Origin of the sequence: Mycobacterium sp. 1245852.3, assembly GCF_001669335.1 — a bacterium.
In the GTDB taxonomy this organism is placed as follows: Bacteria; Actinomycetota; Actinomycetes; order Mycobacteriales; family Mycobacteriaceae; genus Mycobacterium; species Mycobacterium europaeum_A.
The window spans coordinates 80,665-103,226 of sequence record NZ_LZLL01000518.1 but is presented as its reverse complement, the minus strand read 5'-3'; the positions used below and the strand labels follow the sequence as shown (position 1 = coordinate 103,226).

The window sequence follows — 22,562 nt, the reverse complement described above, 5'->3', positions numbered from 1 at the left end:
AGGGTGGCGCGGGCTTCGGGGGTGAGCCAGCCGCGCAGCGCCGACATGCCGTCGGCCTGCTGATTGCCCAGGGTCAGGCCGCGTTGGCGGGCCCGGTCGTCGTCGGTGTAGGTGCCGTCGGGGTTGAGGCAGTCGGCCAGGGTGCGGGCCAGCCCGGCGAGTTGTTCGGGGCGAAACCGGCTGCCCTCGGCGGCCAATCGCGCTTCGGCCCGCTCGCGGGTCGGCATGTCGATCCAGCCGGGCAGCTGGTGGTAGAACTTGCGGATCACCGCCACCTGACCCGCACCCAGGGCGCCGTCGCGTTGTCCGGCGGCGGTAGCGGGCAGCATCGGGCCCAGCGGTTCGCCGGTCAGGCCGTGGCGTGGGCCCAGATCGCGTGCCTCGTTGAGGCGGCGGGCGGCTTCAGCGCGGCTGATCAGCGTCGCCTCGGCGATGGCGTGGACCACCGTGGCGCCGAGTTCCGGGGAGGGTGCTTGACGGGCCAGGGAATTGATCACGGGGTGCTCGACGGCTGGGATGCGCCGGCGCTGCTTTTCGCAGCGCGCCAACACCGCCAACTGTTGCCGGGGCTTCAGCGCATCGAGGTTCAGCGCGCAGACCCGATCCCAGGCGGCATCGAGCGCGTCGAACGCCGCCTCGACATCCTGCTCATCACTCACACCGCCAAACTAGCGAGGACCACCGACAAAAATCGGCGCCCAGAGACTACTGAAACCACAGTGGCACAAGTGATTTCGATATGCGTTTCCAGTATCCGAAATCGATGGACTCGACAAACGGCGCCGAATCAGTTGCTGAGCACCAACTTCCAGTTGCCGTTGACGTTACGGTCCGGAATGCACCAGAAGTTGTTCCAGTTGCCCGGGGTCGTGGCCTTCACGCCCGGCCCGGCGTTCTGGCACGCCTCCCGCGTGGGGTAGTTCCCCTCCGTCTGGATCGTGTCGGCGCCGCTGACGCCCACACCGATCGTCAGCAGCCCGGCCATCGCCAGCAGAGTCGCGGCGGCTAAACGCTTGATGTCCATCGGGCAACGGTATGCGGATCGACGGGCCGGGGAGTGGTTTTCGCCGGAACTCAACTTCGCTGGGCCGCGAGCGCCACCGCGGTGGCCACGGCCTCCAGCAGCCGGCCGAGTTGCTCGGCGTCCCCGACATTGCGGTCGCCGGCGGCCAGCCGGGTGAAGACACCGGCGATGAACGTGGTGACGGCGGTGGTCTGCGCGTCGAGCAGCGCCGGGTCGCGGGTGTCGGGCTGCAGGTGCGCGATGGCGTCGTGGGCCATGGCGTTGATCCGCGCGACGAACACCTGCGACGTCTCGGCCAGACCGGGATCGCGGGCGGCCCCGAGCAGCAGTTCGTGGCGCGCCCTGTTGAGCATCAACCCGTCCCCGCTGGCCTGAATCATGGTGAGCCGCGCCAAATGAGCGAACGGCGACAGCGGATCGACCGGCTCGTCGATCACCGACTGCAGGTTGGCCACATCGATCTCCGCGACGCGCTTGCCGACGCCGCGCAGCAGGGCGGCGCGGGTGCGGTAGTAGTACGACGTGGTGCCCTCGGGGACGCCGGCGACGCGGTCCACCTGACCGTGCGTCAGCCCGCGCGAGCCGTGCTCGGCCAGCACCCGGATGGCGGCATCGCACAGGTCGCGACGGCGTGCGTCGCCGTTGCGTCTGCGCGATCTGTCGGTGGCCATCTCCATCCTCAGCGCAGCACCGTGCCGCCGTCGATGTTGACGACCTGACCGTTGATCCATTCACCCTCGTCGGACAGCAGGAACGCGACCAACGCGGCGACGTCGCCCGGCTCGCCGACGCGGGGGCCGCGGATGCGCTTGAGTGCGGCGGCCTGTAGGTCCGGCCATTGCGGCACCGCACGGATGGTCTCGGTTGCGGTGAACCCGGGCGCGACCGCGTTGCACCGGATGTTGTCCTTGCCCCACCGCGAGGCGACGTGGCGGGTGAGCGCGCCGATCCCGGCCTTGGCGGTGGCATAGGCCGGGCGTGCGGGCTCGCCCTGGAACGCCGCCGCCGAGGACATGTTGACGATCGCCCCGCCGCCGCGTTTGAGCATTTCCGGGATCGCGCATTTCATGGCCGCCACATATCCGCGCAGGTTCACCGCCATCACCCGGTCCCACACGGCGAAGTCGATGTCGACGACGTCGGTGTCGGCGCGGATGGTGCCCATGTCGGCGCCCACGTTGAACAGCAGATCCACTCCGCCGTAAGTCGTTGCGGCGCAGTCGATCAGGGCGGTGACCGACGCCGGGTCGGCCAGGTCGAACGCCACGGAGGTCGCCGCCCCGCCGGCGGCGGCGATGCGCGCGGCCGTGCGCTGCGCGGCGTCGACGGCGACGTCACCGATCACCACCAGGCAGCCCTCCTCGCCCAGCCGGGCGGCCGTGGCCGCACCGAGGCCGGTGGCACCGCCGACGACGACGGCCACCTTGTCGGCCAGCCCGCGCAATGCCATGAGCGCCTCCTTCCCGAGACGAGGTTATTGACTTTACCTCTAGAACTGTAGAGGATCGCCAGTCATGGCAGGGATTCATCGCGAGCGCCCCGGGGCGAGCGACCTTTCGGCGGCGACGGACACCCCCGCGCAGGCCCTGGGCGACGGCGTCTGGATGTCGCCGGGCGTCTCCAATTCGTATGCGGTGGCTACCGACGACGGACGGGTCATCGTCAACGGCGGGCTGGTCTTCGAAGGACCGTTGCACCGCAACGCCTTTGCCGACGTGGCCGGCCCGACCCGGGCGATCGTCGTCACCCAGGGCCACGCCGACCACTGGGGCGGGGTGAACACGCTGCGCGACGCGGACACCCAAGTGGTGATGCATCGCAACTACCGGTACTGGCGCGACGACAACATGCTGCTGATGGGTTACCGCATGCCCAAGACGTCGTTCGCCTTCGGAAAGTTCTCCGACGCGGTGCTCGAGCACTTCAAGACCATCGACCCCGCCACCATCGACTTCTCGTTTCCCGAGCCGACCACCACCTTCGACCAGCGTCACACCCTCACGGTCGGCGGGCGCACGTTCGAACTGGCGTGGACGCCCGGCGGCGAGACCACCGACGCGCTGGTGGTGTGGCTGCCCGAGGATCGAATCCTGTTCACCGGCAACCTGTTCGGGCCGCTGTTCGGTCATGTGCCGAACCTGATGACCATCCGCGGCGACCGGTACCGCGACCCGATCCTCTACATCGAATCGCTGAACACCGTGCTGGACTACGGGCCGCGGCGGCTGATCACCGGCCACTTCGACCCCATCGAGGGCGCCGATCGCATCGCCGAGGAGGTCACCGCGATGCGGGACGGGATGCAGGCCGTGCACGACCGCACCGCCGAGCTGATGAACTCCGGCGCCGACATTCACACCGCGATGCGCGAGGTCAAGGTCCCCGAGCACCTCGACATCGGCGAAGGCTACGGCAAGACCTCTTGGAACGTGCGGGCGATCTGGGAGATGTACACCGGATGGTTCCGGCACCGCTCGACCACCGAACTATACGGCGTGCCACCGGATTCGGTGGCCGCCGACGTGGTCAGCGCCGCCGGCGCCGACGTGCTGGTGGACGCGGCGCGGGCTCACCTGACCGCCGGACGGCCGGTGCAGGCCATCCACCTCACCGACCTGATCCTGGCCGCCCAGCCGCTGCATGCCGGTGCGCGGGCGGCTGCCGCCGACGCCCACGAGGCGCTGCTGGCCGGCACCGACAACTTCTGGGAAAAGGCCTGGCTCACCAAGTCGATCAACGAATTGAGGACGACCGAATGAACACCGTCAACTTCGATTTCACCGGCGCCCACGTGCTGGTGACCGGTGGCACCAGTGGCATCGGCAACGCGATCGCCGCCGCGTTCGCCGACGCCGGGGCCGCCGTCACCGTGACCGGGACCCGCGGGTCGGCCGCGGAGTATTCCGAGACGGAGCTGAGCGCATTCACCTACCGTCAGTGCCAGATCCAGGATCCGAAATCCGTTGACGCGCTCGCTGATTCGCTGGGCGACCTGGACATCCTGGTCAACAACGCGGGCGGCCCCTATCCCGCGGGCGACGAATACGATCCGGACGGGTACGTCGCGTCGGTGACGCAGAACATGTTGGGCCCGATGCGGCTGACCATGCGCTGTCATGAGCGCCTCAAGTCCAGCCAGGCCCCCGGCGGCGCGAGCGTCGTCAGCGTCGTCTCGATGTCCGCGTTCCGCTCGGCGGTCTTCGTTCCGGGCTACGCCTCGTCGAAGATGGGCCTGATCGCCCTGACGATGAACCTGTCGCGCCGATGGGCCAATGACGGCATCCGGGTCAACGCCATCGCGCCCGGGCTCATCGACACCCGAATGACCCACCCCGCCATGGGGATTCCCGAGGTGATGGACGTCGAGATCGGCTTCCACACCCCGCTGGGCAGGCCCGGCACGCCCCAGGACTGCGCGGGTGCGGCGCTGTTCTTGTGTACCGATGCCGCCTCCTACATCACCGGCAGCACCATCGCCGTCGACGGCGGATACCTGACGGTCTAGAGCCATGAGCGACTTCGACAACCTCGCGACCGCCGACGACGTCTTCAAGCTGGCGGCGGGGCGCACCGGCCTCACCGAAATCGACTCGGACTCATGGCGCGCGGGACTGCAGCTCATCCTCGACGAGGTCAACACCTCGCCGGTGTTCACCCCGTTCGGGCGCGAACGGGTGCTCGACGACGCCACCAACGCGCTGGGGCGGCGCATGCAGGTGCACGGCTACATCCAGGCGCACCCCGAAGTGCTGGACGCGCCCGTCGAGCGGCCCCTGATCGTGCTCGGCATGCCCCGCACCGGAACCACGGTCATCAGCTACCTGCTCGACCAGGACCCGGCCCGGCGATCGCTGTTGCACTGGCAGTGCGTGGATCCCATACCACCCGCCGGCGTCGACACGCTGCGCACCGATCCGCGCTGCCTGGCCCTGCTGGAGGAGCAGCGCAAGATCCTCGAACTGGTGACACAGGCGAAAATGCCGCTGCCGCACTGGGAAGACGCCGACGGCCCGACCGAGGACATGTTCATCCACAACCAGGATTTCAAGGGCCTGTCCTGGGACTCGTTCCTGCCGACGGGCCGTTACGCGCGCTGGCTGTTCGACGAGGCCGACATGAGCAGCACCTACGAATACCAGAAGCGCTACCTGCAGGTGCTGCAGTCCACCGCGCCGGGCAACTGGAGTCTGAAGATGCCGTCGCACTCGGTGCACATCGAGGCGCTGCTGAAGGTGTTTCCCGACGCCCGGCTGATCTGGGCGCACCGCGATCCGTACAAGGCGACCGGGTCGCTGTGCAACCTGTGGCGGTTGCCGCAGAGCCTGGTGATGAACACCGAGCTGCTGGACCAGACCGAGATGGGCCGGCTCGCGATGTGGCAGATGCGCTACCACGTCGACCGCCCGCTGCGGGCGCGCGACCGCATCGGCGACGAGCGGTTCTTCCACATGTACTACCACGAGATGATGCGCGACCCGATGGACGTGATGCGGCGCATCTACGAGTGGGCCGATGAACCCCTGACCGCCGAAACCGAAGCCCGCATGCGCAATTGGCTCGCCGCGCACCCGCAGGATCGGTTCGCGCTCAACGCCTATCGCCTCGATGAGTACGGGTTGAGCGTCGAAGCGCTGGCGCCGGTCTTCGCCGAGTATCTCGACACCTTCGACATCGAGCTGGAGGGCACACCGTGAAAGCATCCGTGGTCACCGGACCGGGCAAAGCGGAGGTCCTCGACACCGAACGGCCCACCGTCGGGCCCCGCGACGTCCTGGTGCGGATGCGCGCCTGCGGCATCTGCGGTTCGGACGCGTTCTACATCACCATCGGCGGCATCCCGCCGCGCCAGGGGCACACCCCGCTCGGGCACGAGCCGGCCGGTGAGGTCGTCGAGGTCGGTGCGCAGGTGAGTGGGCTTACCGTCGGCGATCACGTCGTCATCAACCCGATGGCCGCGCCCAGCGGCATCATCGGCAACGGCGGGGCCAGCGGGGCACTCGCCGACTACCTGTTGATCGAAAACGCGGTTCGCGGAACGAGTCTCGAGGTGATCCCGGATCACATCCCGTGGGAGGTGGCCGCGCTCAACGAACCCATGGCCGTCGCGCGCCACGGCGCCAACCGCTGCCGGCCCAAACCGACGGACAAGGTCGTCGTGTTCGGGGCCGGGCCCATCGGGCTGGGCGCCGTGCTTGCCTTCAAATCCCTTGGCGTCTACCACGTCGTCGTTGTGGACCTGATCCCCGGGCGGCTGGACAAGGCGCTGCGGATCGGCGCCGACGCCGTCATCAACTCGGCCGACGAGGACGTGGTGGCGCGCCTGATCGAACTGCACGGCGAGGGCGAATCGATGTTTCCAGGCAAGGCCGGGACCGACATCTACCTCGACGCCGCCGGTGTGCCCGCCGTCGTCAACACCGCGCTGGCCGCCGCCCAGCGGGGCGCGACGCTGGGAATCGTTGGCGTGCACAAGGAACCGGTACCCGTCGAGTTCGTCAACGTGATGAGCAACGAGATCACCATCCTCGGCTCCATGGGCTACCCCGACGAGATCTTCGAGGTGACCAAGGATCTCGTCGCGAACTGGGAGAAATACGCGCTGATCGTCAGCCACACCATCCCGTTCGACAACGTCGGCGAGGCGCTCGAACTGGCGCACACCCCGGGGGCCGCGGACAAGGTCGTCGTCACGTTCGGCTGATGTCGGCGGTGACCGCGCCGGTGAGGCGGATCAGGTCCTGCGGCGCCACCGCGACCTCCCAGCCCCGACGGCCGGCACTGCAGAACACCCGCTCCCAGCGCAGCGCGCTGGAGTCCACGACCGTCGGCAGTCGCCGGCGCTGGCCGAACGGCGAGACCGCACCGACGACGTAACCGGTGCTCCGCTCGGCGACCGCAGTCTCGGCCATGGCCGCCTTGGCGACCCCCAGCGCCGCGGCGGCCGCCTTCAGCGACAGGCGCGCGGTCGCGGGCACGATCGCGACCGCCAATCCGTTCGGCACCGTGATGACGAGGGTCTTGTAGATCTGTCCCGGTTCGATGCCGGCCGCCGCGGTGAGCGCTTCGACCGCCTCGGCGCCGAACGACTGCGCCCGCGGATCGTGATCGAAGGTCAGAACCTGGTGCGCCACACCGGCTTTCACCAAAGCGGCGATGCCCGGTGTGGCGGCCACCTAATGCCTCAGGGCTGCTAGGGGCCGGTGTATCCCGGCGGGTTGACGCCATCCACCCAGAAGTCGACGCCCAGCTTCGAGCCAGGGATGCAGTCGTAGACCGAAAGGTCGGTGACGCCGGAATCCACCAGCACGTCCTCGCACAACAGCATGTTGCCGGTGAACTCCTTGGACGGCTTGTTGAGGACGACGTAGGCCGCGTCGGAGTAGATCTCGGGCTTGCGGGCGCGTCCCATCGCCTCGTCGCCGCCCAGCAGGTTCTGCACCGCGGCGGTGGCCACCAGCGTGCGCGGCCACAGCGTGTTCGAGGCGATGCCCTCCTCGCGCATCTCCTGCGCGATGCCCAACGCGCACAGCGTCATACCGAACTTGGCCATCATGTACGCCGTCGGCTTCAGCCACTCCTGGCCCAGCAGCACCGGCGGCGACAGCGTCAGGATGTGCGGGTTCTCCCGGCCTTTCAGGTGCGGGATACACGCCTGGGAAACGGCGTAGGTGCCGCGCACCTGGATGCCGTTCATCAGGTCGAACCGCTTCATCGGCACCTCGGTGATGGATCCCAGGTTGATCGCCGACGCATTGTTGACGCAGATGTCGATGCCGCCGAACTGCTCGACGGTCTTGGCCACGGCCGCCTCCACCGACTCCGGGTCGCGGACGTCCCCGACGATCGGCAGGGCCTGTCCGCCGGCTTCCTCGAGCTCCTTGGCCGCGGTGAACACCGTTCCCGGCAGCTTCGGGTGCGGCTCGGCGGTCTTGGCGATCAGCGCGATGTTGGCACCGTCCTGTGCCGCACGCTTGGCGATGGCCAGGCCGATACCGCGGCTGGCGCCGGAGATGAACATGGTCTTGCCGTTCAGGGACATGGCGTCACACTAACGCCACGCCCGAATCGGCCGGATCGGGGTCCGATCGGGTCGGCCGGCACCGCCACCGGGCCGATCGCGCTGCGGAAATAGCGGGGTCGCGCACGCTGTTGATCCAATCGGTCTCACATGCGGTGCAGCGGACCCGGACGGACGGTGTCGGGGTCAGCCTTTAGATTGGGAGGAGCAGCGTGGTGTCAACGGCGACGAGCCTGTTAGGCGAGGAGCTGTTGGCTGGCTTCCTTGCGAGTCCGGTGGCGCCTTCGGTGGCCTCCGGTGACACCGCCGCAGAAGGGACCGGGTTTATCGACATGGCCGACTCTGACGATGGCCGCGATGGCGTGACGGGGCCCGAGATTCCCGAGCCCGCAGCGCACGAAGAGACGGACGCGGAATTAACGGCGCGATTCGAACGCGACGCGATTCCCCTGCTCGACCAGCTGTACGGCGGCGCGTTGCGCATGACGCGCAATCCCGCCGACGCCGAGGACCTGCTGCAAGAGACCATGGTGAAGGCCTATGCGGGCTTCCGCTCGTTTCGGGCCGGCACCAATCTCAAGGCGTGGCTGTACCGGATCTTGACCAACACCTATATCAACAGCTACCGCAAGAAGCAGCGCCAGCCCGCGGAGTATCCGACCGAGGAGATCACCGACTGGCAGCTGGCCTCCAACGCCGAGCACTCGTCGACTGGGCTGCGCTCGGCCGAGGTCGAGGCCCTCGAGGCGCTGCCTGACTCGGAGATCAAAGAGGCGCTGGCGGCATTGCCGGAGGAATTCCGGATGGCGGTCTATTACGCCGACGTCGAAGGTTTCCCGTACAAGGAAATCGCCGAGATCATGGATACGCCCATTGGAACGGTAATGTCACGGCTGCACCGCGGCCGACGGCAGCTGCGCGGCCTATTGGCCGACGTCGCCAAGGAGCGGGGCTTCAACCGCGGTCAGCAGACGCACGAGGAGGTGTCGTCATGAGCGAGTTCTCCGGCCAGGGCGGGGCTTCGCCCGACGCCTGCCCCAACGATGAGTCCCATGGCAGCGTCGGCTGCGCGGAGGTGATCCGCCAGGTCTGGCTGCTGCTCGACGGTGAATGCGGCCCGGACACCCGCGAGCAGTTACGCAAGCACCTCGAGGCGTGCCCCGGCTGCTTCAAGCACTATGGGCTCGAAGAGCGGATCAAGGCGTTGATCGCCACCAAGTGCAGGGGCGAGAAGGCCCCCGAGGGATTGCGTGAGCGGTTACGGCTCGAGATCCGCCGCACCACGATCATCCGGGGTTCGCAGTAGCGTCCCTTTAGGCGTTGGGCCGCTTGCCGTGGTTGGCCTTGCTGTGCTTGCGGTCGCGCTTCTTCCGGCCACGTTTGGCCATGATGGAAAACCTCCGTGATTGCTTGTCAAACCAGGCGCCCGGCGCCCGTTGGCTTGTCCACCATTCTCTCATGGAACGTCCTGTGCAGTGTCTTCGCCCTCGTCGGGGCCTGTCGGGGGGCCGTGTGCCGCGGTCCCGACGGGTCCTGTGGTTCGATGTATCCGAGCCTGATGGGCCCGAGAGAACCGTGATGAACCAGCAGCCAGCCTGCGCGAAGGCCGAGACGAGTGGGGTGAAGATGGCGGAGGATGTGCGCGCCGAGATCGTGGCCAGCGTGCTCGAAGTCGTTGTCAACGAGGGTGACCAGATCGGCAAAGGCGACGTCGTGGTGCTGCTGGAGTCGATGAAGATGGAGATCCCCGTCCTGGCCGAGGTCGGCGGCACCGTCAGCAAGGTCAGCGTGTCGGTGGGCGACGTCATTCAGGCGGGCGACCTCATCGCGGTCATCAGCTAGCCGTCCGGCCCCTTCGATCAGCCGCCGGGGAACGACCCGGGGAGTAAGCAATGTCAACTCTCGGTGATCTGCTCGCCGAACACACGATGCTGCCGGGCAACGCGGTGGACCATCTGCACGCCGTGGTCGGGGAGTGGCAGCTGCTGGCCGATTTGTCCTTCGCCGACTACCTGATGTGGGTGCGGCGCGACGATGGCGTGCTGGTGTGTGTGGCGCAGTGCCGGCCGAACACCGCACCCACGGCGCTACTGACGGATGCGGTGGGCACCGCCGTGGCCTCCGACCGGCTGGCGCTGGTGGCCGAGACGTTCGCGTCGGGCACCGCGAAGCGGAATGACGCTGCGGGACAGGAAGATTCGTGGCTGCCGGGCACCCATGTCGAGGCGTCGCCGGTGCGCTACGGCGGCAAGGTGGTGGCGGTGCTGACCCACCATCAAACCGCGCTGGCCGCCGACCGTGCGTCGGGTCAGCTGGAGATCGCCTACCGCGAGTGCGCGACCGATCTGGTCCACATGCTCGCCGAGGGGACCTTCCCCGACGTCGGGGACGTGGTGATGTCGCGCTCGACCCCGCGGGCCGGCGACGGCTTCATCCGCCTCGACGTGCACGGCGTCGTCGCCTACGCCAGCCCCAACGCGCTGTCGGCGTATCACCGGATGGGCCTGACCACCGAGCTGGAAGGGCACAACCTCATCGAGGTCACCCGCCCGCTGATCTCCGACCCGTTCGAGGCGCAGGAGGTGGCCGAGCACGTGCGCGATCTGGTCGCCGGCGGGCGCAGCATGCGCATGGAGGTCGACGCCGGGGGAGCCACCGTGCTGCTGCGCACGCTGCCGTTGATGGTCGACGGGGCCAGCGCCGGCGCGGCGGTGCTGATCCGGGACGTCACCGAGGTCAAGCGCCGCGACCGGGCCCTGATCTCCAAGGACGCCACCATCCGGGAAATCCACCACCGGGTGAAGAACAACCTGCAGACCGTGGCGGCGCTGTTGCGTCTGCAGGCCCGCCGGACGGTCAACGCCGAGGGGCGCGAGGCCCTGATCGAGTCGGTGCGCCGGGTGTCGTCCATCGCCTTGGTGCACGACGCGCTGTCGATGTCGGTGGACGAGCAGGTCAACCTCGACGAGGTGATCGACCGGATCCTGCCGATCATGAATGACGTTGCGTCCGTGGACCGGCCGATCCGCATCAACCGGGTCGGCGACCTGGGCGTGCTGGACTCCGACCGGGCCACCGCGCTGATCATGGTGATCACCGAACTCGTGCAGAACGCGATAGAACACGCCTTCGACCCGGCGGTCGAGGAGGGCTCGGTGACGATCCGCGCCGAGCGTTCGGCGCGCTGGCTCGACGTGGTGGTGCACGACGACGGTCGCGGGCTGCCGGAGGGATTCAGCCTGGAGACCTCCGACAGCCTGGGGCTGCAGATCGTGCGGACCCTGGTGTCGGCCGAGCTGGACGGCACCCTGGGCATGCGTCAGGCGCCCGCCCGTGGCACCGATGTGGTGCTGAGGGTGCCGATCGGCCGGCGCACCCGTTTGCTGTTGTAGGCGCGCGTTTGCTGTTGTAGGCGCGCGGCGCACCCGCACGCAAAGGTGCGGCCCCGACTTTCGTCGAGGCCGCACTGTTTGCGTTATCTGGGTTAAACCCCGCTGCGGGCCTTGGTCCGGGCGTTGCGACGCTTCAGTGCGCGCCGCTCGTCTTCGCTCATGCCGCCCCAGACGCCCGAGTCCTGGCCCGTGTTCAGGGCCCAACCGAGGCACTCTGTGGTCACCGGGCACCGATTACAGACCAGTTTCGCGTCAGCGATCTGCGCGAGCGCCGGGCCGCTGTTCCCTACCGGGAAGAACAGCTCCGGGTCTTCGTCACGACAGACCGCCTTGTGGCGCCAATCCATACGTCTTTACTCCTCACTGAGTGCGCAGCAAGGCGCACGGCCATTTTCTTCGGCTGTTTAACGCGTGCAGAAGAAAAGGAGTCCGGACTCCTGCGTAAATTTCTGCATGCAACCTTTTGATCGTTTCACAGGCTCAACAGATGTCAATAGTGTGAGTTCGCTCGTGGGCTATCTCACTTTGATCAACTCGTAGCCAAGCCCTTACTCCGTTGTACTACACTCCATGGGCCACTTGACCGGTAATTTTCCCCACACCCGGGTCGCTGCATCGCATTACCGCAGCTCAGTGCCGTTTCTGTTGCGGAGGGGCGACCACCGCCAGCGCGTCCGGGACGGCTTTGAACGTCATGGTTTCGCGCACGCCGAGGTAATCGCCGTCGAACTGGCACGCGACCGCGCCCCCGGTCGAGGTAACTCGCACGCTCGGCAGGTCGTCCTCGGTGATGAGGTGCTTGAAGTTGAATGCGGGCCGTTTGGCGAACATCTGCCGCACGATTCGCAGGGTCGGGATCGGCTTCATGGTGGTAGGGGCGAACACCCCCAGGCCCGACTCGAAGCTGCAGCCGGGGTTGGTCCACACCGGCCGTTCGTTGGCGAACGTCCACGGGCTCGAGTTAGACACGAAGGCGAAGCTCACCCCGGTGATGGGTTCGCGGCCGGGAAGTTCGAGCGTCAGCATCGGGTCGCGGCGGGTGTAGGCCCAGACGGCGGGCACCGCGGCGCGGATGTAGCGCCATGCCGAAACTTTGCCGCCCTTGTTCCGCTCGGCCTCGACCGCGGCCACCACCTCGGCGTCGACGCCCATGCCGGTGTTGAACACCGCCCAGCGCTCGCCGCAGTCGATCAGGCCGATCCGCCGCCAGATGGCGCGCCGCTGGTAGTCGTCGAGCAGCTGGATCAGCTGGTTGGTGGCCGCGACCGGATCCGTGGAGATGCCCAGGGACCGCGCCAGCACATTGGCCGACCCGCCGGGAACCACGGCGACCGCGGGCACCGGTCCGCCGGGCAGCGGCCCGGGCGGGCCCAGCAGGCCGTTGACCACCCCGCTCACGGTGCCGTCGCCGCCGTGCACGACCACCAGGTCGGCACCGTCGGCCACGGCCTTCTGCGCGAGTTCGGTGCCGTGACCCCGATGGTTGGTGTGCTCGACGCTGAGCTGCAGGCGGCTTTTCAGCGCGTGGGCCAGCAGATCGCGCGCGGCCGGAGTGGTGGAAGTTGCTGTGGGATTGACGATCAGCACGGCCCGCATGAAGCACGAGCTTAGGCGGGCCGCCTAAGGCCACGCTGTGGGGGAACGGGCGGCCGCCCTGACTACGCTGACGCTGTGACGCCGCCAGCCACCCCGACCGCCGTTCGCCGCGCGGGCCTGATCGTTATGCTGCAGGGGGTTGCGGCGCTGATCGTGGCGGTGGTGTTGGTGGTTCGCGGGATCGCCGGAGCCGATCAGCAGGTGGTCAACGGCCTGGCGACGGCGGGCTGGTTCGTCCTGGTCGGTGCCGCCGTGATCGCCGCGGGCCGCGCGCTGATCCGCGGCAGGCGCTGGGGCCGCGGGCTGGCCGTGATCACCCAGCTGCTGCTGTTGCCGGTGGCCTGGTACCTGGCCGTCGGGTCACACCAACCGGGGTTCGGGATTCCGGCGGGCGGCGTGGCGCTGGTCGTGCTGGGATTGCTGTTCAGCCCCGCCGCCGTGCGCTGGGCCGCCGGCGCTCAGGGCGATTCCGCCAGTCGCGCCAACGACGCCCCGGACAGCCGGTAGGTCGTCCATTCGTTCTGCGGCTGCCCGCCGATCCCGTCGTAGAGCGTGATGGCGTCGGCGTTCCAGTTCAGCACCGCCCAGGACAGCCGCGTGTAGCCCCGCTGCACGCATTCGGCGGCCAGCGCGGCCAGCAGCGCGCGGGCCAGCCCGCGCCTGCGGAACTGCGGCCGCACGAACAGGTCTTCCAGGTAGATGCCCGCCACCCCGTCCCACGTGGAGAAGTTGACGAACCACAGCGCCATCGCCCCGATCTCGCCGTCCACCTCGGCCACATGCCCGTACACCGTCGGTGGGTCACCGAAAAGGGCTGCCGCGATTTGTGATTCGGTCACCGTGCACTGATCGACGGCGTGCTCGAATTCGGCCAGCGCGTAGATCATCTCGGTGATGGCGGCCGCGTCCCGCTGCGACGCCCGCCGGATGTTTGGGCTCATCGCTCGACTCCCAGGGCGTTGAGGATCGTGCCGAATTTCGTTGTCGTCTCGGCGACTTCGTCGTCGGGGTCGGACTCGGCGACGATACCGCCACCGGCCCGGGCCAGCGCGACGCGCCGGTCGGCCGACAGCTGCGCGCAGCGCAGCGACACCACCCAGCGGCCGTCGCCGCGGGCATCACACCAGCCCACCGCCCCGGCGTAGAACCCGCGGTCGCCCTCCAGTTCGGCGATCAGCCGCATCGCGGGCTTGGTCGGCACCCCGCCGACCGCCGGGGTGGGATGCAGAGCCAGCGCCAGATCGATTGCGGTCGTTGATGTTTCACGCAGTCGGCCGGCGATCGGCGTGCACAGGTGCCAGACCGCGGCGGTGCTGCTCAGCTGTGGTTCGGCCGCGATCGACAGCTCGTCGCACAGCGGTTCCAGGGCGGTCCTGATGGTCTCGATGACCAGCTGGTGCTCGTGCCGGTTCTTCGCCGAGGCGGCCAGCGCGGCGCCGTTGGCGGCGTCGGTGTCCGGGTCAGCGGCGCGCGGGGCCGAGCCGGCGAACGGCCGGCACTCGACATGGTCGCCGCGGCGCGCCACCAGGAGTTCGGGGCTGGCACCCACCAGCGCCGCACCGGCATACTCCTCGCCGGCGGCGCTCAAATCGACCAGGTAGCCGTAGGCCGCCGGGTCCGCGGCGATGAGCCGGCGCAGAATCACCCGGGCGTCCAACGGGGCGTCGGCGACCAGCCGCAGGGCCCGCGCCAGCACCACCTTGTGCAGCGGGTTGTCGTCCGCGGCGAGCTGCTCGCACGCCCGGCGGATCCGGTCCCGGTAGTCGGGCGGCGCCGGAATGGCTTGCGCCACCCGCACCGGCGGCAGCGCGCCGGCCGGCCAGTCCGGCGGCCCATCGGTGGCGGTCACCGCCTCGGGTGCCAGCAGCGCGGCGGGGCGCGTGACGTCAAAAGGTAACGCCCCCAACACAATCGGCGCCTCACCCGATCGCAGCGCGGCCTGCGCGGCGCCCACGTCGCGGTAGCGGTGCCGCACCCCGTCGGCAATGAGGGTCCGCGTCGGCCCGCACAGCGCGAACGGCGGCTCGTGATTGCGCTGCTCGACTCGCCCCTTAGCCGCTTCGCGGCTGGGGGGACCCCCGTCTCGCGCCGCCGCGCGGCGCGCATCGTCGTCTTCGCGATTCACTGACCGGTCAATCCGAGCGCCCGCAGCTGGCGCACCCCGTGTTCGAAACCGCAGACCGCGACCGACGCGGTGATCATGCCGAACCGGCTACCCTCCACGAGCGGCAGTTCGACCCAGCGGGTGATGACCGCGCGGGAGAAGTGACCGTGGCTGACGAAGACCACGTCGCGCGCTTGCATGTTCTCCAGCGCGGTCGCGACGGCGGCGTCGGCGCGCTCACTGACCTGCGCGACCGTCTCACCGGCCGGACAGCCGTGCGTCCACACCAGCCAATCGGGCACCGTCTCCTGGATCTGCTCCGTGGTCAGGCCCTCGTACGAGCCGTAGTCCCACTCGGCCAGCAGCTCGGTCACCTCGTCGACGGTCAGCCCGGCCAGCTGCGCGGTGGTCAGCGACCGCTGCCTCGGGCTGCTGATCACCAGCGGGTCAACGAGTTTGAGCTCGGCGAGCACCCCGCCGGCCAACTCGGCCTGCGTACGGCCGGCCTCGGTCAGCTCGACCTCGGTGCGGCCGGTGTGCTGGCCGGATTTCGACCACTCGGTCTCGCCGTGGCGCAGCAGCACCAGACGGTGATTGTGCAAGCCCATATCGACCGATTCTGCCGGACGACTCGCGGTGGTTGCTCAGGCCGGAGCGCACGGCGGGCGAACATGCCAGGATGGCACTGTAAACCGCACGCGACGAGGCAGGTGGGGAGACAGCGATGAGGTGGCGGCGCCGGTGAGTAAGACACGGGTATTGGCGGTGGCCAACCAAAAGGGCGGTGTCGCCAAGACGACCACGGTCGCGTCGCTAGGGGCGGCGTTGGTGGACGAGAACAAGCGGGTGCTGCTGGTCGACCTCGATCCGCAGGGCTGCCTGACCTTCTCGCTGGGGCAAGACCCCGACAAGCTGCCGGTGTCCGTGCACGAGGTGCTGCTCGGCGACGTCGAGCCCAACGCCGCCCTGGTCGAGACGGCCGAGGGAATGACGCTGATGCCGGCCAACATCGACCTGGCCGGCGCCGAAGCGATGCTGCTGATGCGGGCCGGCCGCGAATACGCGCTCAAGCGCGCGCTGGCCAAACTCGGCGACGACTTCGACGTGGTGATCATCGACTGCCCGCCGTCGCTGGGCGTGCTCACCCTCAACGGGCTGACCGCCGCCGACGAGGTCATCGTGCCGCTGCAATGCGAGACCCTCGCGCATCGCGGGGTCGGCCAGTTCCTGCGCACCGTCGCCGACGTCCAGCAGATCACCAACCCGGAGCTGCGCCTGCTCGGCGCCCTGCCGACGCTGTACGACTCGCGCACCACCCACACCCGCGACGTGCTGCTCGACGTCGCCGATCGCTACAGCCTGCCGGTGCTGGCCCCGCCGATCCCGCGGACCGTGCGGTTCGCCGAGGCCAGCGCCTCGGGCTCGTCGGTGATGGCCGGCCGCAAGAATAAGGGCGCGGTGGCCTACGGCGAGCTGGCGCAAGCGTTGCTCAAGCACTGGAAGAGCGGCAAGCCGCTGCCGACGTTCGCCGTCGAGGTGTAAGCGGCCGGGGTCAGCCCAGCGCGGCTTTGAGTGTGAGCTGACGGCGTTGAGTGTGCACTGGCGGCGGGCCCGATCGGCGTGTCGCCGCCGCGGATCCACACCGAAGGCCAACGATTCACACTCGACGGCAAGAGCCGCGGCCGCGGTCAGCCCAGCGCGACCAGCGTGTCGCCGCGCTGCTCGAGGACCCGGGACCCGATCACGGCCGGGAACACCGGTTTGCCGTCCGGCGGGACGCTTCTCGAGCGGTCGACCGGAATGTAGCGTTCGTTGGCGCCGCTGAGCGGGTCGTAGACGCCGATCGCGCCGGTGACCGGCACCAGTAGCCGGCCCGCCATCATCACGCCGGGCCCCAACGGCGCCGTCTTGTCGCCCGCGGCGATGGTGTAGCGCAGCGCCACGGTGTTCGCGTCGAAGACCATCAGCGAATCGCCGGTCCACCAGGTGATCAGGCTGCCGGGGTGGGAAACGGCCGACGTGCGCGACGGCGGCTTGGGCAGCGGGGTGCTCGACACGGTGGCGCCGGTTTCGTCGATCACGTCGACCCGGGGCTGCGGCGCCGGCAGGTACACCGCGGTGGTGTTCTCCGCGACGGCCAGCACCCGGGCGCCCGAATCCGGCGCGATGCCCGGCTCGGCGACCAGGTGTTGCTGCGGTTCGTCGTCGTCCTTGCCCGGGCGCAGCAGCACCAACCGCAGGTCGGCCTGGTTCGCGCAGCTCTCCAGCGCCGAGACCGCCTGCGAGCTGGCCGCGGCCGAGATCAGTCGGCAACCGGAGTGCAGTCCGCGCGTCGACGGCTTCACCCGCGCGTCGGTCTCGCCGTACACCAGCATCCGGACCATGTCCGAGCGCCACAGTTCCAGCCGGGTGTCACCGGCCGACAACACCGTCATGCCGTCGGAGGACAGCCGCACCCGCGGATCGGCGTAACCGCTGCGGGCCGGCCCCCGGCGACCGGTGGAGCCGTCCAGGGTGCTGACCTGCCCGCAGCCGCGCTCGTCGCGGTAGACCCCGACGGCGTAGCGGTACAACCAGGTGACCCCGCACAGGTCGATGTCGCGCGCGTAGCTCCAGCGGGACTGGCCGTTGTCGGGATCGCGCCCGTCGATCCGGCGGCCGGCACCCGTGACGACCTCCCCGCCCGCGACCACCGGGGCCGTGGTGGCCGGACTCGCGGCGCTCCACAGCTGCTTGAGGCCGGCCGGCACCTGCTTGGCCGGGGTCGGGTTGGGTGCGGGGACGGCCGCGGGTCGGCTGGTGGTGGCCCGGGCGTCGCTGGTCCACCAGATCAATGCCGCGACCGCGGCGACCGCGACCGCGATGGCCGCGGCGGCGAGCAGGTCGCCCTTGGTGCGACGCTCGGGTCTGACCATGCGGCGGTGCGGGTGTTGTTAGTTGCTCTGCGGGGCGGCGGCCGCGGTGGCGGCTTGGCCTTCGGCGGGCTTGCGACGCCGGCGGCGGCGCCGGGTGGAGCCGGCGTTGCCCGGGGGCGAGCCGGCCGGCGTTTCCGCGGCGGCGTCGCCGTTGCTGCTGGCCGCACCATTGCCCGACGGGTGCGCGGCGACGGGCTGGCCGCCGCGGGTGCGCCGCCGGGTGCCGGAGCGGCGCGCGGGCCTTTCCGAATTCTGCTCCGGCTTCGTGCCGTCGCGGTCGCCGCTGCGGCGCTGGCCCTGCGGCTTGCGGGCGGCGCCCACTCTGCCGGCGGCCTCGGCGGGGATGTTCAGCTCGGCGCGCAGATGCGGAGAGTTGGAGTAGGTCTCGGCGGGCTCGGGGGAATCCAGCCCCAGCGCCTTGTCGATCAGCGCCCAGCGGGGCAGCTCGTCCCAGTCCACCAGGGTGACCGCGATACCGGTCTTGCCGGCGCGGCCGGTGCGGCCGATGCGGTGCACGTAGGCCTGCTCGTCCTCGGGGATCTGGTAGTTGATGACGTGGGTGATGTCATCGATGTCGATGCCGCGGGCGGCGACGTCGGTGGCGACCAGCACGTCGATCTCCCCGGACCGGAAGGCCTTCAGCGCCTTCTCGCGGGCGACCTGCCCCAGATCGCCGTGCACCGCGCCCACCGCGAAACCGCGCTCGGCCAGCTCGTCGGCCACCTTTTGCGCGGTGCGCTTGGTGCGGGTGAAGATCATCGTCGCGCCGCGGCCCTCGGCCTGCAGCACGCGGCTGACCAGTTCGACCTTGTCCAGGGCGTGCGCCCGGTAGACGTACTGGACGGTGGTGTCGTGGGTGGCCGCCGAGTGCGGCGCTTCGGCCCGGATGTGGGTGGGTTGGTTCATGAAGGTGCGGGCCAGCGTGATGATCGGGTCCGGCATGGTCGCCGAGAACAGCATCGACTGCCGGTCGGTCGGGATCTGGCGCAGGATCCGCTCGATGTCGGGCAAAAAGCCGAGGTCGAGCATCTCGTCGGCCTCGTCGAGCACCAGCACCGACAGCCCGCCCAGTTGCAGGTGGTTCTGTTGGCTCAGGTCGAGCAGCCGGCCCGGGGTGCCCACCACGACGTCGGCGCCGGCGCGCAGCGCCTCGATCTGCGGTTCGTAGGGGCGACCGCCGTAGATCGGCACCACCGACAGCGGTCGGCCCTCATCGGCGGTCAGGTGCTTGGCCGCCAGTGTCAGGTCATCGGTGACCTGCAGGCACAGCTCCCGGGTGGGCACCACGATCAGCGCCCGCGGGGTGCCGTTGAGCGGGCGGGCGGCGGTGCCGGCGGTGATGCGCTGCAGCAGCGGCACGCCGAAGGCGAAGGTCTTGCCCATGCCGGTGCGGGCCTGGCCGATCAGATCGTCGCCGGCGAGCGCCATGGGCAGGGTCAGTTCTTGGATGGCGAAAGGGCTTTCGATCCCTTTTTCGGCGAGGGCGCGCACGATTTCGTCGCGGACGCCGAGTTGCGCAAATGTCGGTTGGGGGGTCGGTTCAGTTGTGCTGGTGGGTGCAGTCATGCGTGGGTAAGTAGCCTTTCGGTGACGTATCGGGTTGTGTCGGTATTTCTCTGTCGCGGTCACGCGCGCACGAGTTCCGACTCCGAATACGTCGCCGAGTCGCCGGCCCTGGCTCAGTCTGGGAGGGCCCAGTTAGGGCGGGCCAGCTGTGCACGCACATTTCGCCGATAGCGGCTTGAAAAACAAAATCTGGCATGAATACAGCCGCCATCTACTTACATGATAGCTGGTCGACAGCTGGCTCCCATTTCGCGCTACGTCAGCCGACTACAGTGTTGCCATGACCCGGCCCTCCTGCGAGCCCTCCGAAACCGATCTGGCCGACGACCGAATCGACGATTCACCCGCCCCGCGGTTGTCGGCCGATCACCCGGGTGTCAACGAGCTGTTCGCGGTCCTGGCCTACGGCGAGATCGCCGCGTTTTACCGGCTCACCGACGAGGCGCGGATGGCCCCTGACCTGCGCGGACGGATATCGATGGCGAGCATGGCCGCCGCCGAGATGCAGCACTACGAGCAGCTGCGCGACGCGCTGGAAAGCCGCGGCGTCGACGTGGTGTCGGCGATGTCGAAATACGTCTCTGCGCTGGAGAACTACCACCGGCTGACCATGCCCAGCACGTGGCTGGAGGCCTTGGTGAAAACGTATGTCGGCGACGCCCTGGCGGCCGATCTGTACCTGGAGATCGCCGACCGGCTGCCCGACGAGGTTGCCGACGTGGTGCGCGCGGCGCTGTCGGAAACGGGGCACTCGCAGTTCGTCGTCGCCGAGGTGCGCGCCGCCGTGACGTCCAGCGGCAAGCAGCGCAGCCGGCTGGCGCTGTGGTCACGCCGCCTGTTCGGCGAAGCGATCACCCAGGCCCAGTACCTGCTGGCCGACCACGACGAGCTGGTGGACCTGGTGATGGCCGGCGCCGGCGGGCTGGGCCAGCTCAACGCCTTCTTCGACCGGATGCAGCAGACGCACGACCGGCGCATGCACGAACTCGGCCTGAGCTGAGGCCATCAAACTCAGCTACTCAGCGCGCGCAGGTCGCCATGTTCGAGGTGTTGGCCGAGGCGATCACCCGCTGACCGGCGGCGTTGAAGATCGAGCAGCTGAGCCGACCGTAGAAGCTGGTCGCCACCACGGATTCCGTTTCCACACCCGGGTTCAGCACCACCACCTTCGACCAGGGCAGCGACACGTTGAACTCGGTCTGCGGCACGCCGCGCGCGTCGGTGTAGACGATGTTCACCAGGTCCAGCAGCTGCTTGGTTCCGTTCACGCTGTAGACGACGGTGCGCGGATCGACCGCGGCCGTCGGCGGTGCCGCGGCGAGCGGCGGCGCGACGGTGGGCGCGGCCGCCCCCGGCGGCGCGGTGGGCGCGGCGCTGGGCGTGGTGACCGTCGTGAAGGTTTCGGCCGGTAACTGCGCGGGGCCCGGGGACGAGCTGGGCGGCACGGACGCCTTGGTGGTCGCGGGTGCCGAGGTCACCGGGTGGGGAGCCGGGGCGCCCAGCGTGGCCTTGGTGGACGCGCTGTCGCCGCTGTTGATGATGACGGCGGTGGCGATGGCGCCCAGGGCGACCACCGCGCCGACGATCGCGGTGGCGGGGCGCCAGCGCGAGTCGGCGGGCCAGCCCGTCCAGTTGTAGTCGGCGTTCAGGTAGGGATCGGTATCGCAGGCGTCGTCAACGTCGTCGTCGTCGGGGTATGCCCGGATCCTGTCGTCAAGGTGCGGCAACGTGGTACCCATGGTGCCGAAGTTAGCCATGGGAAAACACGGATCGGGTATCGCGCGGGTGGGTGAGACAACCTGAGAGCGAATCGTTATCGGGCCGCGACCGGTTTCGCTGACCGCGAAGTGTGGGGATGCGACGAGGTGGGGGTCGGCCGCGTCCACTAGCCTGCTGCTGACAGGGCCGGGACTTCAAGAGCTGCGGAATGACTGCAAGACCCATGGAAGGGGTGACCGTGGAGGTCAAGATCGGTATCACGGATAGTCCGCGCGAGCTGGTCCTTGCCAGCGCCCAGACGCCCGCCGAGGTCGAAGATCTGGTCAGCGCCGCACTGAGCGATCCGTCGGGCCTGCTGCGGCTGAGCGACGAGCGGGGCCGCCGCTTCCTGATTCACACCGCCAAGATCGCCTACGTGGAGATCGGCGCCGCCGACGCGCGCCGGGTGGGCTTCGGGATCAGCGCCGAAACCGGCAAACACGCCGGCAAGGCGCGCTAGGAGCGGGTAAGCGGCACGTGTGACAGCCCGCCCCAGGCGAACTGCACGGTGCCGTCGACCGCGTCCGCCTTGGAGATCGGGCGGTCGGAATCCAGCCAGTACCTGGCGCAGTCGACGCTGATTCCGACCAGACCGACCGCGATCATCCGGGCCCGGTGCGGGTCCAGCCCCGAATCCTCGCTGATCAACGCGAACACCGCGTCGATGCAGGATTCGGTGGCGACGCGCACCTGGGCGGCCACTTCGGGTTCGGTGACGTAATCGTTCTCGAAGATCAGCCGGTAACCCTGACTGTCGTGCTCGATGAAATCGAAGAAGGCCTGCACCGCGGAGTGCAACCGGCGCCGGTTGTCGGTGGTGGTGCTCAGCGCCTGCTGAACACCCGAGACCAGGTTCTCCACGTGCCGCGCCAGCACCGCGAGGTACAGCTCGAGCTTGCTCGAGAAGTGTTGATACAGAACGGGTTTGCTAACTCCGGCGCGGTCGGCGATCTCGTCCATGCCGGCCGCGTGGTAGCCGCGGTCGACGAACACGTCGCTGGCCACGATGAGCAATTGGCCGCGCCGCTCGTCGCGGGGCAACCGGTTGCCTCGCCGGTTGGAAACCGCGGCCCCGTCCGGCCGACCGCGGTCAGCCGATCTGACGGCGCGCCGCGCCGGCACTTTGGCGAGTTCGCTCATCGAGTCCTCATCTGATTGTCGGCGGCCGGCCCTCTCGGAAAATGGGGGC

28 protein-coding genes are annotated in these 22,562 nt (G+C 69.0%); 12 read left to right on the top strand and 16 right to left on the bottom strand.

All coding sequences use genetic code 11. From position 1 onward, the window contains the following. The 4 genes from A9W96_RS23725 to A9W96_RS23710 all read right to left on the bottom strand — a co-directional run. On the bottom strand, nucleotides 1–659 hold a 659-nt coding region (locus A9W96_RS23725; RefSeq protein WP_156765384.1), incomplete at its 3' end, for a DUF222 domain-containing protein. Between the two features lie 128 nt (nucleotides 660–787). Further along, nucleotides 788–1,024 carry a hypothetical protein gene (locus A9W96_RS23720; RefSeq protein ID WP_067143534.1) on the bottom strand — a complete coding sequence of 79 codons (237 nt, stop codon included), beginning with the start codon at nucleotides 1,022–1,024 and terminating at the stop codon, nucleotides 788–790. A gap of 50 nt (nucleotides 1,025–1,074) precedes the next feature. Next, nucleotides 1,075–1,695 carry a TetR/AcrR family transcriptional regulator gene (locus A9W96_RS23715; protein ID WP_066867971.1) on the bottom strand — a complete coding sequence of 207 codons (621 nt, stop codon included), beginning with the start codon at nucleotides 1,693–1,695 and terminating at the stop codon, nucleotides 1,075–1,077. 8 nt (nucleotides 1,696–1,703) lie between these two features. Next, nucleotides 1,704–2,474, bottom strand: a complete 771-nt coding sequence (locus A9W96_RS23710) for an SDR family NAD(P)-dependent oxidoreductase (RefSeq protein WP_067143531.1) — start codon at nucleotides 2,472–2,474, stop codon at nucleotides 1,704–1,706. Between the two features lie 64 nt (nucleotides 2,475–2,538). Between A9W96_RS23710 and A9W96_RS23705 the strand changes: the two genes are divergently transcribed. The 4 genes from A9W96_RS23705 to A9W96_RS23690 are packed head-to-tail and all read left to right on the top strand — an operon-like array spanning nucleotide 2,539 to nucleotide 6,725. Continuing rightward, on the top strand, nucleotides 2,539–3,783 hold the full coding sequence (locus tag A9W96_RS23705; RefSeq protein ID WP_067143527.1) for an alkyl sulfatase dimerization domain-containing protein: 1,245 nt from the start codon (nucleotides 2,539–2,541) through the stop codon (nucleotides 3,781–3,783). Then, nucleotides 3,780–4,529: an SDR family NAD(P)-dependent oxidoreductase gene (locus A9W96_RS23700; protein ID WP_066867897.1), complete on the top strand. Its 750-nt coding sequence runs from the start codon at nucleotides 3,780–3,782 to the stop codon at nucleotides 4,527–4,529. Before A9W96_RS23705 ends, A9W96_RS23700 begins: the two co-directional genes overlap by 4 nt. 4 nt (nucleotides 4,530–4,533) lie before the next feature. Continuing rightward, a complete protein-coding gene (locus tag A9W96_RS23695) occupies nucleotides 4,534–5,718 on the top strand; it encodes a sulfotransferase (protein ID WP_067143525.1) in 1,185 nt (394 codons plus the stop codon). Next, nucleotides 5,715–6,725 carry a zinc-binding dehydrogenase gene (locus A9W96_RS23690; protein ID WP_066877294.1) on the top strand — a complete coding sequence of 337 codons (1,011 nt, stop codon included), beginning with the start codon at nucleotides 5,715–5,717 and terminating at the stop codon, nucleotides 6,723–6,725. The genes A9W96_RS23695 and A9W96_RS23690 overlap by 4 nt, the downstream gene beginning before the upstream one ends. Here A9W96_RS23690 and A9W96_RS23685 read toward each other — a convergent pair. Together A9W96_RS23685 and A9W96_RS23680 are read right to left on the bottom strand one after the other, a co-directional pair. Beyond that, the gene (locus A9W96_RS23685) at nucleotides 6,712–7,197 is read right to left on the bottom strand and encodes an aminoacyl-tRNA deacylase (protein WP_067143524.1); all 486 of its coding nucleotides are present in this window, start codon (nucleotides 7,195–7,197) and stop codon (nucleotides 6,712–6,714) included. The two genes, A9W96_RS23690 and A9W96_RS23685, sit on opposite strands and share 14 nt — an antisense overlap. A gap of 17 nt (nucleotides 7,198–7,214) precedes the next feature. Continuing rightward, entirely contained in the window at nucleotides 7,215–8,063 is an 849-nt protein-coding gene (locus A9W96_RS23680) for an NAD(P)-dependent oxidoreductase (protein WP_066867909.1), read from the bottom strand. Nucleotides 8,064–8,374: 311 nt separating this feature from the next. Between A9W96_RS23680 and A9W96_RS23675 the strand changes: the two genes are divergently transcribed. Both A9W96_RS23675 and rsrA read left to right on the top strand, forming a co-directional pair. Then, entirely contained in the window at nucleotides 8,375–9,037 is a 663-nt protein-coding gene (locus A9W96_RS23675) for a sigma-70 family RNA polymerase sigma factor (RefSeq protein WP_067024138.1), read from the top strand. Further along, nucleotides 9,034–9,348: a mycothiol system anti-sigma-R factor gene (gene rsrA, locus A9W96_RS23670; RefSeq protein ID WP_066867915.1), complete on the top strand. Its 315-nt coding sequence runs from the start codon at nucleotides 9,034–9,036 to the stop codon at nucleotides 9,346–9,348. The genes A9W96_RS23675 and rsrA overlap by 4 nt, the downstream gene beginning before the upstream one ends. Before the next feature lie 7 nt (nucleotides 9,349–9,355). Here the strand turns inward: rsrA and A9W96_RS33455 are convergent, their stop codons facing one another. Further along, on the bottom strand, nucleotides 9,356–9,430 hold the full coding sequence (locus A9W96_RS33455; RefSeq protein ID WP_011728008.1) for a 50S ribosomal protein bL37: 75 nt from the start codon (nucleotides 9,428–9,430) through the stop codon (nucleotides 9,356–9,358). Nucleotides 9,431–9,668: 238 nt separating this feature from the next. Here A9W96_RS33455 and A9W96_RS23665 point away from each other — a divergent pair, with 238 nt between their 5' ends. Further along, entirely contained in the window at nucleotides 9,669–9,884 is a 216-nt protein-coding gene (locus A9W96_RS23665) for a biotin/lipoyl-binding carrier protein (protein WP_066867974.1), read from the top strand. 50 nt (nucleotides 9,885–9,934) lie between these two features. Further along, nucleotides 9,935–11,434 (top strand): sensor histidine kinase, encoded by a 1,500-nt coding sequence (locus A9W96_RS23660; protein WP_066867918.1) that lies wholly within the window; start codon nucleotides 9,935–9,937, stop codon nucleotides 11,432–11,434. 92 nt (nucleotides 11,435–11,526) lie between these two features. Here A9W96_RS23660 and whiB1 read toward each other — a convergent pair whose 3' ends face one another. Both whiB1 and A9W96_RS23650 read right to left on the bottom strand, forming a co-directional pair. Beyond that, on the bottom strand, nucleotides 11,527–11,781 hold the full coding sequence (gene whiB1, locus A9W96_RS23655; protein WP_003874607.1) for a transcriptional regulator WhiB1: 255 nt from the start codon (nucleotides 11,779–11,781) through the stop codon (nucleotides 11,527–11,529). A gap of 283 nt (nucleotides 11,782–12,064) precedes the next feature. Next, nucleotides 12,065–13,030 (bottom strand): diacylglycerol kinase family protein, encoded by a 966-nt coding sequence (locus A9W96_RS23650; protein WP_066867921.1) that lies wholly within the window; start codon nucleotides 13,028–13,030, stop codon nucleotides 12,065–12,067. A gap of 75 nt (nucleotides 13,031–13,105) precedes the next feature. Here A9W96_RS23650 and A9W96_RS23645 point away from each other — a divergent pair, with 75 nt between their 5' ends. Beyond that, on the top strand, nucleotides 13,106–13,537 hold the full coding sequence (locus A9W96_RS23645) for a hypothetical protein (RefSeq protein WP_066867923.1): 432 nt from the start codon (nucleotides 13,106–13,108) through the stop codon (nucleotides 13,535–13,537). On the opposite strand, the gene A9W96_RS23640 is transcribed toward A9W96_RS23645, so the two are convergent. The 3 genes from A9W96_RS23640 to A9W96_RS23630 all read right to left on the bottom strand — a co-directional run bounded on the left by A9W96_RS23640 (nucleotide 13,489) and on the right by A9W96_RS23630 (nucleotide 15,742). Next, the gene (locus A9W96_RS23640) at nucleotides 13,489–13,971 is read right to left on the bottom strand and encodes a GNAT family N-acetyltransferase (RefSeq protein WP_066867926.1); all 483 of its coding nucleotides are present in this window, start codon (nucleotides 13,969–13,971) and stop codon (nucleotides 13,489–13,491) included. The two genes, A9W96_RS23645 and A9W96_RS23640, sit on opposite strands and share 49 nt — an antisense overlap. After that, a complete protein-coding gene (locus tag A9W96_RS23635; protein WP_067143557.1) occupies nucleotides 13,968–15,041 on the bottom strand; it encodes an isochorismate synthase MenF in 1,074 nt (357 codons plus the stop codon). The genes A9W96_RS23640 and A9W96_RS23635 overlap by 4 nt, the downstream gene beginning before the upstream one ends. Before the next feature lie 110 nt (nucleotides 15,042–15,151). Next, nucleotides 15,152–15,742: an acid phosphatase gene (locus tag A9W96_RS23630; RefSeq protein WP_066881602.1), complete on the bottom strand. Its 591-nt coding sequence runs from the start codon at nucleotides 15,740–15,742 to the stop codon at nucleotides 15,152–15,154. Nucleotides 15,743–15,875: 133 nt separating this feature from the next. Here A9W96_RS23630 and A9W96_RS23625 point away from each other — a divergent pair, with 133 nt between their 5' ends. Continuing rightward, nucleotides 15,876–16,676 carry a ParA family protein gene (locus tag A9W96_RS23625; protein ID WP_067143554.1) on the top strand — a complete coding sequence of 267 codons (801 nt, stop codon included), beginning with the start codon at nucleotides 15,876–15,878 and terminating at the stop codon, nucleotides 16,674–16,676. Between the two features lie 146 nt (nucleotides 16,677–16,822). On the opposite strand, the gene A9W96_RS23620 is transcribed toward A9W96_RS23625, so the two are convergent. Together A9W96_RS23620 and A9W96_RS23615 are read right to left on the bottom strand one after the other, a co-directional pair. Then, nucleotides 16,823–18,049, bottom strand: a complete 1,227-nt coding sequence (locus tag A9W96_RS23620; protein WP_067024147.1) for a hypothetical protein — start codon at nucleotides 18,047–18,049, stop codon at nucleotides 16,823–16,825. Between the two features lie 18 nt (nucleotides 18,050–18,067). After that, nucleotides 18,068–19,615, bottom strand: coding sequence for a DEAD/DEAH box helicase (locus tag A9W96_RS23615; protein ID WP_067143521.1), 1,548 nt, complete (start codon nucleotides 19,613–19,615; stop codon nucleotides 18,068–18,070). A 280-nt stretch (nucleotides 19,616–19,895) separates the two neighbouring features. Between A9W96_RS23615 and A9W96_RS23610 the strand changes: the two genes are divergently transcribed. Further along, the gene (locus A9W96_RS23610; RefSeq protein WP_066867935.1) at nucleotides 19,896–20,615 is read left to right on the top strand and encodes a ferritin-like fold-containing protein; all 720 of its coding nucleotides are present in this window, start codon (nucleotides 19,896–19,898) and stop codon (nucleotides 20,613–20,615) included. Nucleotides 20,616–20,634: 19 nt separating this feature from the next. Here the strand turns inward: A9W96_RS23610 and A9W96_RS23605 are convergent, their stop codons facing one another. After that, a complete protein-coding gene (locus tag A9W96_RS23605; RefSeq protein WP_066881609.1) occupies nucleotides 20,635–21,354 on the bottom strand; it encodes an MmpS family transport accessory protein in 720 nt (239 codons plus the stop codon). Nucleotides 21,355–21,572: 218 nt separating this feature from the next. Here A9W96_RS23605 and A9W96_RS23600 point away from each other — a divergent pair, with 218 nt between their 5' ends. After that, on the top strand, nucleotides 21,573–21,833 hold the full coding sequence (locus A9W96_RS23600; protein WP_156748803.1) for a DUF3107 domain-containing protein: 261 nt from the start codon (nucleotides 21,573–21,575) through the stop codon (nucleotides 21,831–21,833). Here A9W96_RS23600 and A9W96_RS23595 read toward each other — a convergent pair. Continuing rightward, entirely contained in the window at nucleotides 21,830–22,513 is a 684-nt protein-coding gene (locus tag A9W96_RS23595; protein ID WP_066867944.1) for a TetR/AcrR family transcriptional regulator, read from the bottom strand. The two genes, A9W96_RS23600 and A9W96_RS23595, sit on opposite strands and share 4 nt — an antisense overlap. Nucleotides 22,514–22,562 lie beyond the last annotated feature (49 nt).

Bases quoted from the DNA above. Each gene is read 5' to 3' on its own strand.
- A9W96_RS23720 (WP_067143534.1), bottom strand. From the start codon at position 1,024: ATGGACATCAAGCGTTTAGCCGCCGCGACTCTGCTGGCGATGGCCGGG.
- A9W96_RS23715 (WP_066867971.1), bottom strand. From the start codon at position 1,695: ATGGCCACCGACAGATCGCGCAGACGCAACGGCGACGCACGCCGTCGC.
- A9W96_RS23710 (WP_067143531.1), bottom strand. From the start codon at position 2,474: ATGGCATTGCGCGGGCTGGCCGACAAGGTGGCCGTCGTCGTCGGCGGT.
- A9W96_RS23705 (WP_067143527.1), top strand. From the start codon at position 2,539: ATGGCAGGGATTCATCGCGAGCGCCCCGGGGCGAGCGACCTTTCGGCG.
- A9W96_RS23700 (WP_066867897.1), top strand. From the start codon at position 3,780: ATGAACACCGTCAACTTCGATTTCACCGGCGCCCACGTGCTGGTGACC.
- A9W96_RS23695 (WP_067143525.1), top strand. From the start codon at position 4,534: ATGAGCGACTTCGACAACCTCGCGACCGCCGACGACGTCTTCAAGCTG.
- A9W96_RS23680 (WP_066867909.1), bottom strand. From the start codon at position 8,063: ATGTCCCTGAACGGCAAGACCATGTTCATCTCCGGCGCCAGCCGCGGT.
- A9W96_RS23675 (WP_067024138.1), top strand. From the start codon at position 8,375: ATGGCCGACTCTGACGATGGCCGCGATGGCGTGACGGGGCCCGAGATT.
- rsrA (WP_066867915.1), top strand. From the start codon at position 9,034: ATGAGCGAGTTCTCCGGCCAGGGCGGGGCTTCGCCCGACGCCTGCCCC.
- A9W96_RS23665 (WP_066867974.1), top strand. From the start codon at position 9,669: ATGGCGGAGGATGTGCGCGCCGAGATCGTGGCCAGCGTGCTCGAAGTC.
- A9W96_RS23660 (WP_066867918.1), top strand. From the start codon at position 9,935: ATGTCAACTCTCGGTGATCTGCTCGCCGAACACACGATGCTGCCGGGC.
- whiB1 (WP_003874607.1), bottom strand. From the start codon at position 11,781: ATGGATTGGCGCCACAAGGCGGTCTGTCGTGACGAAGACCCGGAGCTG.
- A9W96_RS23650 (WP_066867921.1), bottom strand. From the start codon at position 13,030: ATGCGGGCCGTGCTGATCGTCAATCCCACAGCAACTTCCACCACTCCG.
- A9W96_RS23640 (WP_066867926.1), bottom strand. From the start codon at position 13,971: ATGAGCCCAAACATCCGGCGGGCGTCGCAGCGGGACGCGGCCGCCATC.
- A9W96_RS23630 (WP_066881602.1), bottom strand. From the start codon at position 15,742: ATGGGCTTGCACAATCACCGTCTGGTGCTGCTGCGCCACGGCGAGACC.
- A9W96_RS23620 (WP_067024147.1), bottom strand. From the start codon at position 18,049: ATGGTCAGACCCGAGCGTCGCACCAAGGGCGACCTGCTCGCCGCCGCG.
- A9W96_RS23615 (WP_067143521.1), bottom strand. From the start codon at position 19,615: ATGACTGCACCCACCAGCACAACTGAACCGACCCCCCAACCGACATTT.
- A9W96_RS23610 (WP_066867935.1), top strand. From the start codon at position 19,896: ATGACCCGGCCCTCCTGCGAGCCCTCCGAAACCGATCTGGCCGACGAC.
- A9W96_RS23605 (WP_066881609.1), bottom strand. From the start codon at position 21,354: ATGGGTACCACGTTGCCGCACCTTGACGACAGGATCCGGGCATACCCC.
- A9W96_RS23595 (WP_066867944.1), bottom strand. From the start codon at position 22,513: ATGAGCGAACTCGCCAAAGTGCCGGCGCGGCGCGCCGTCAGATCGGCT.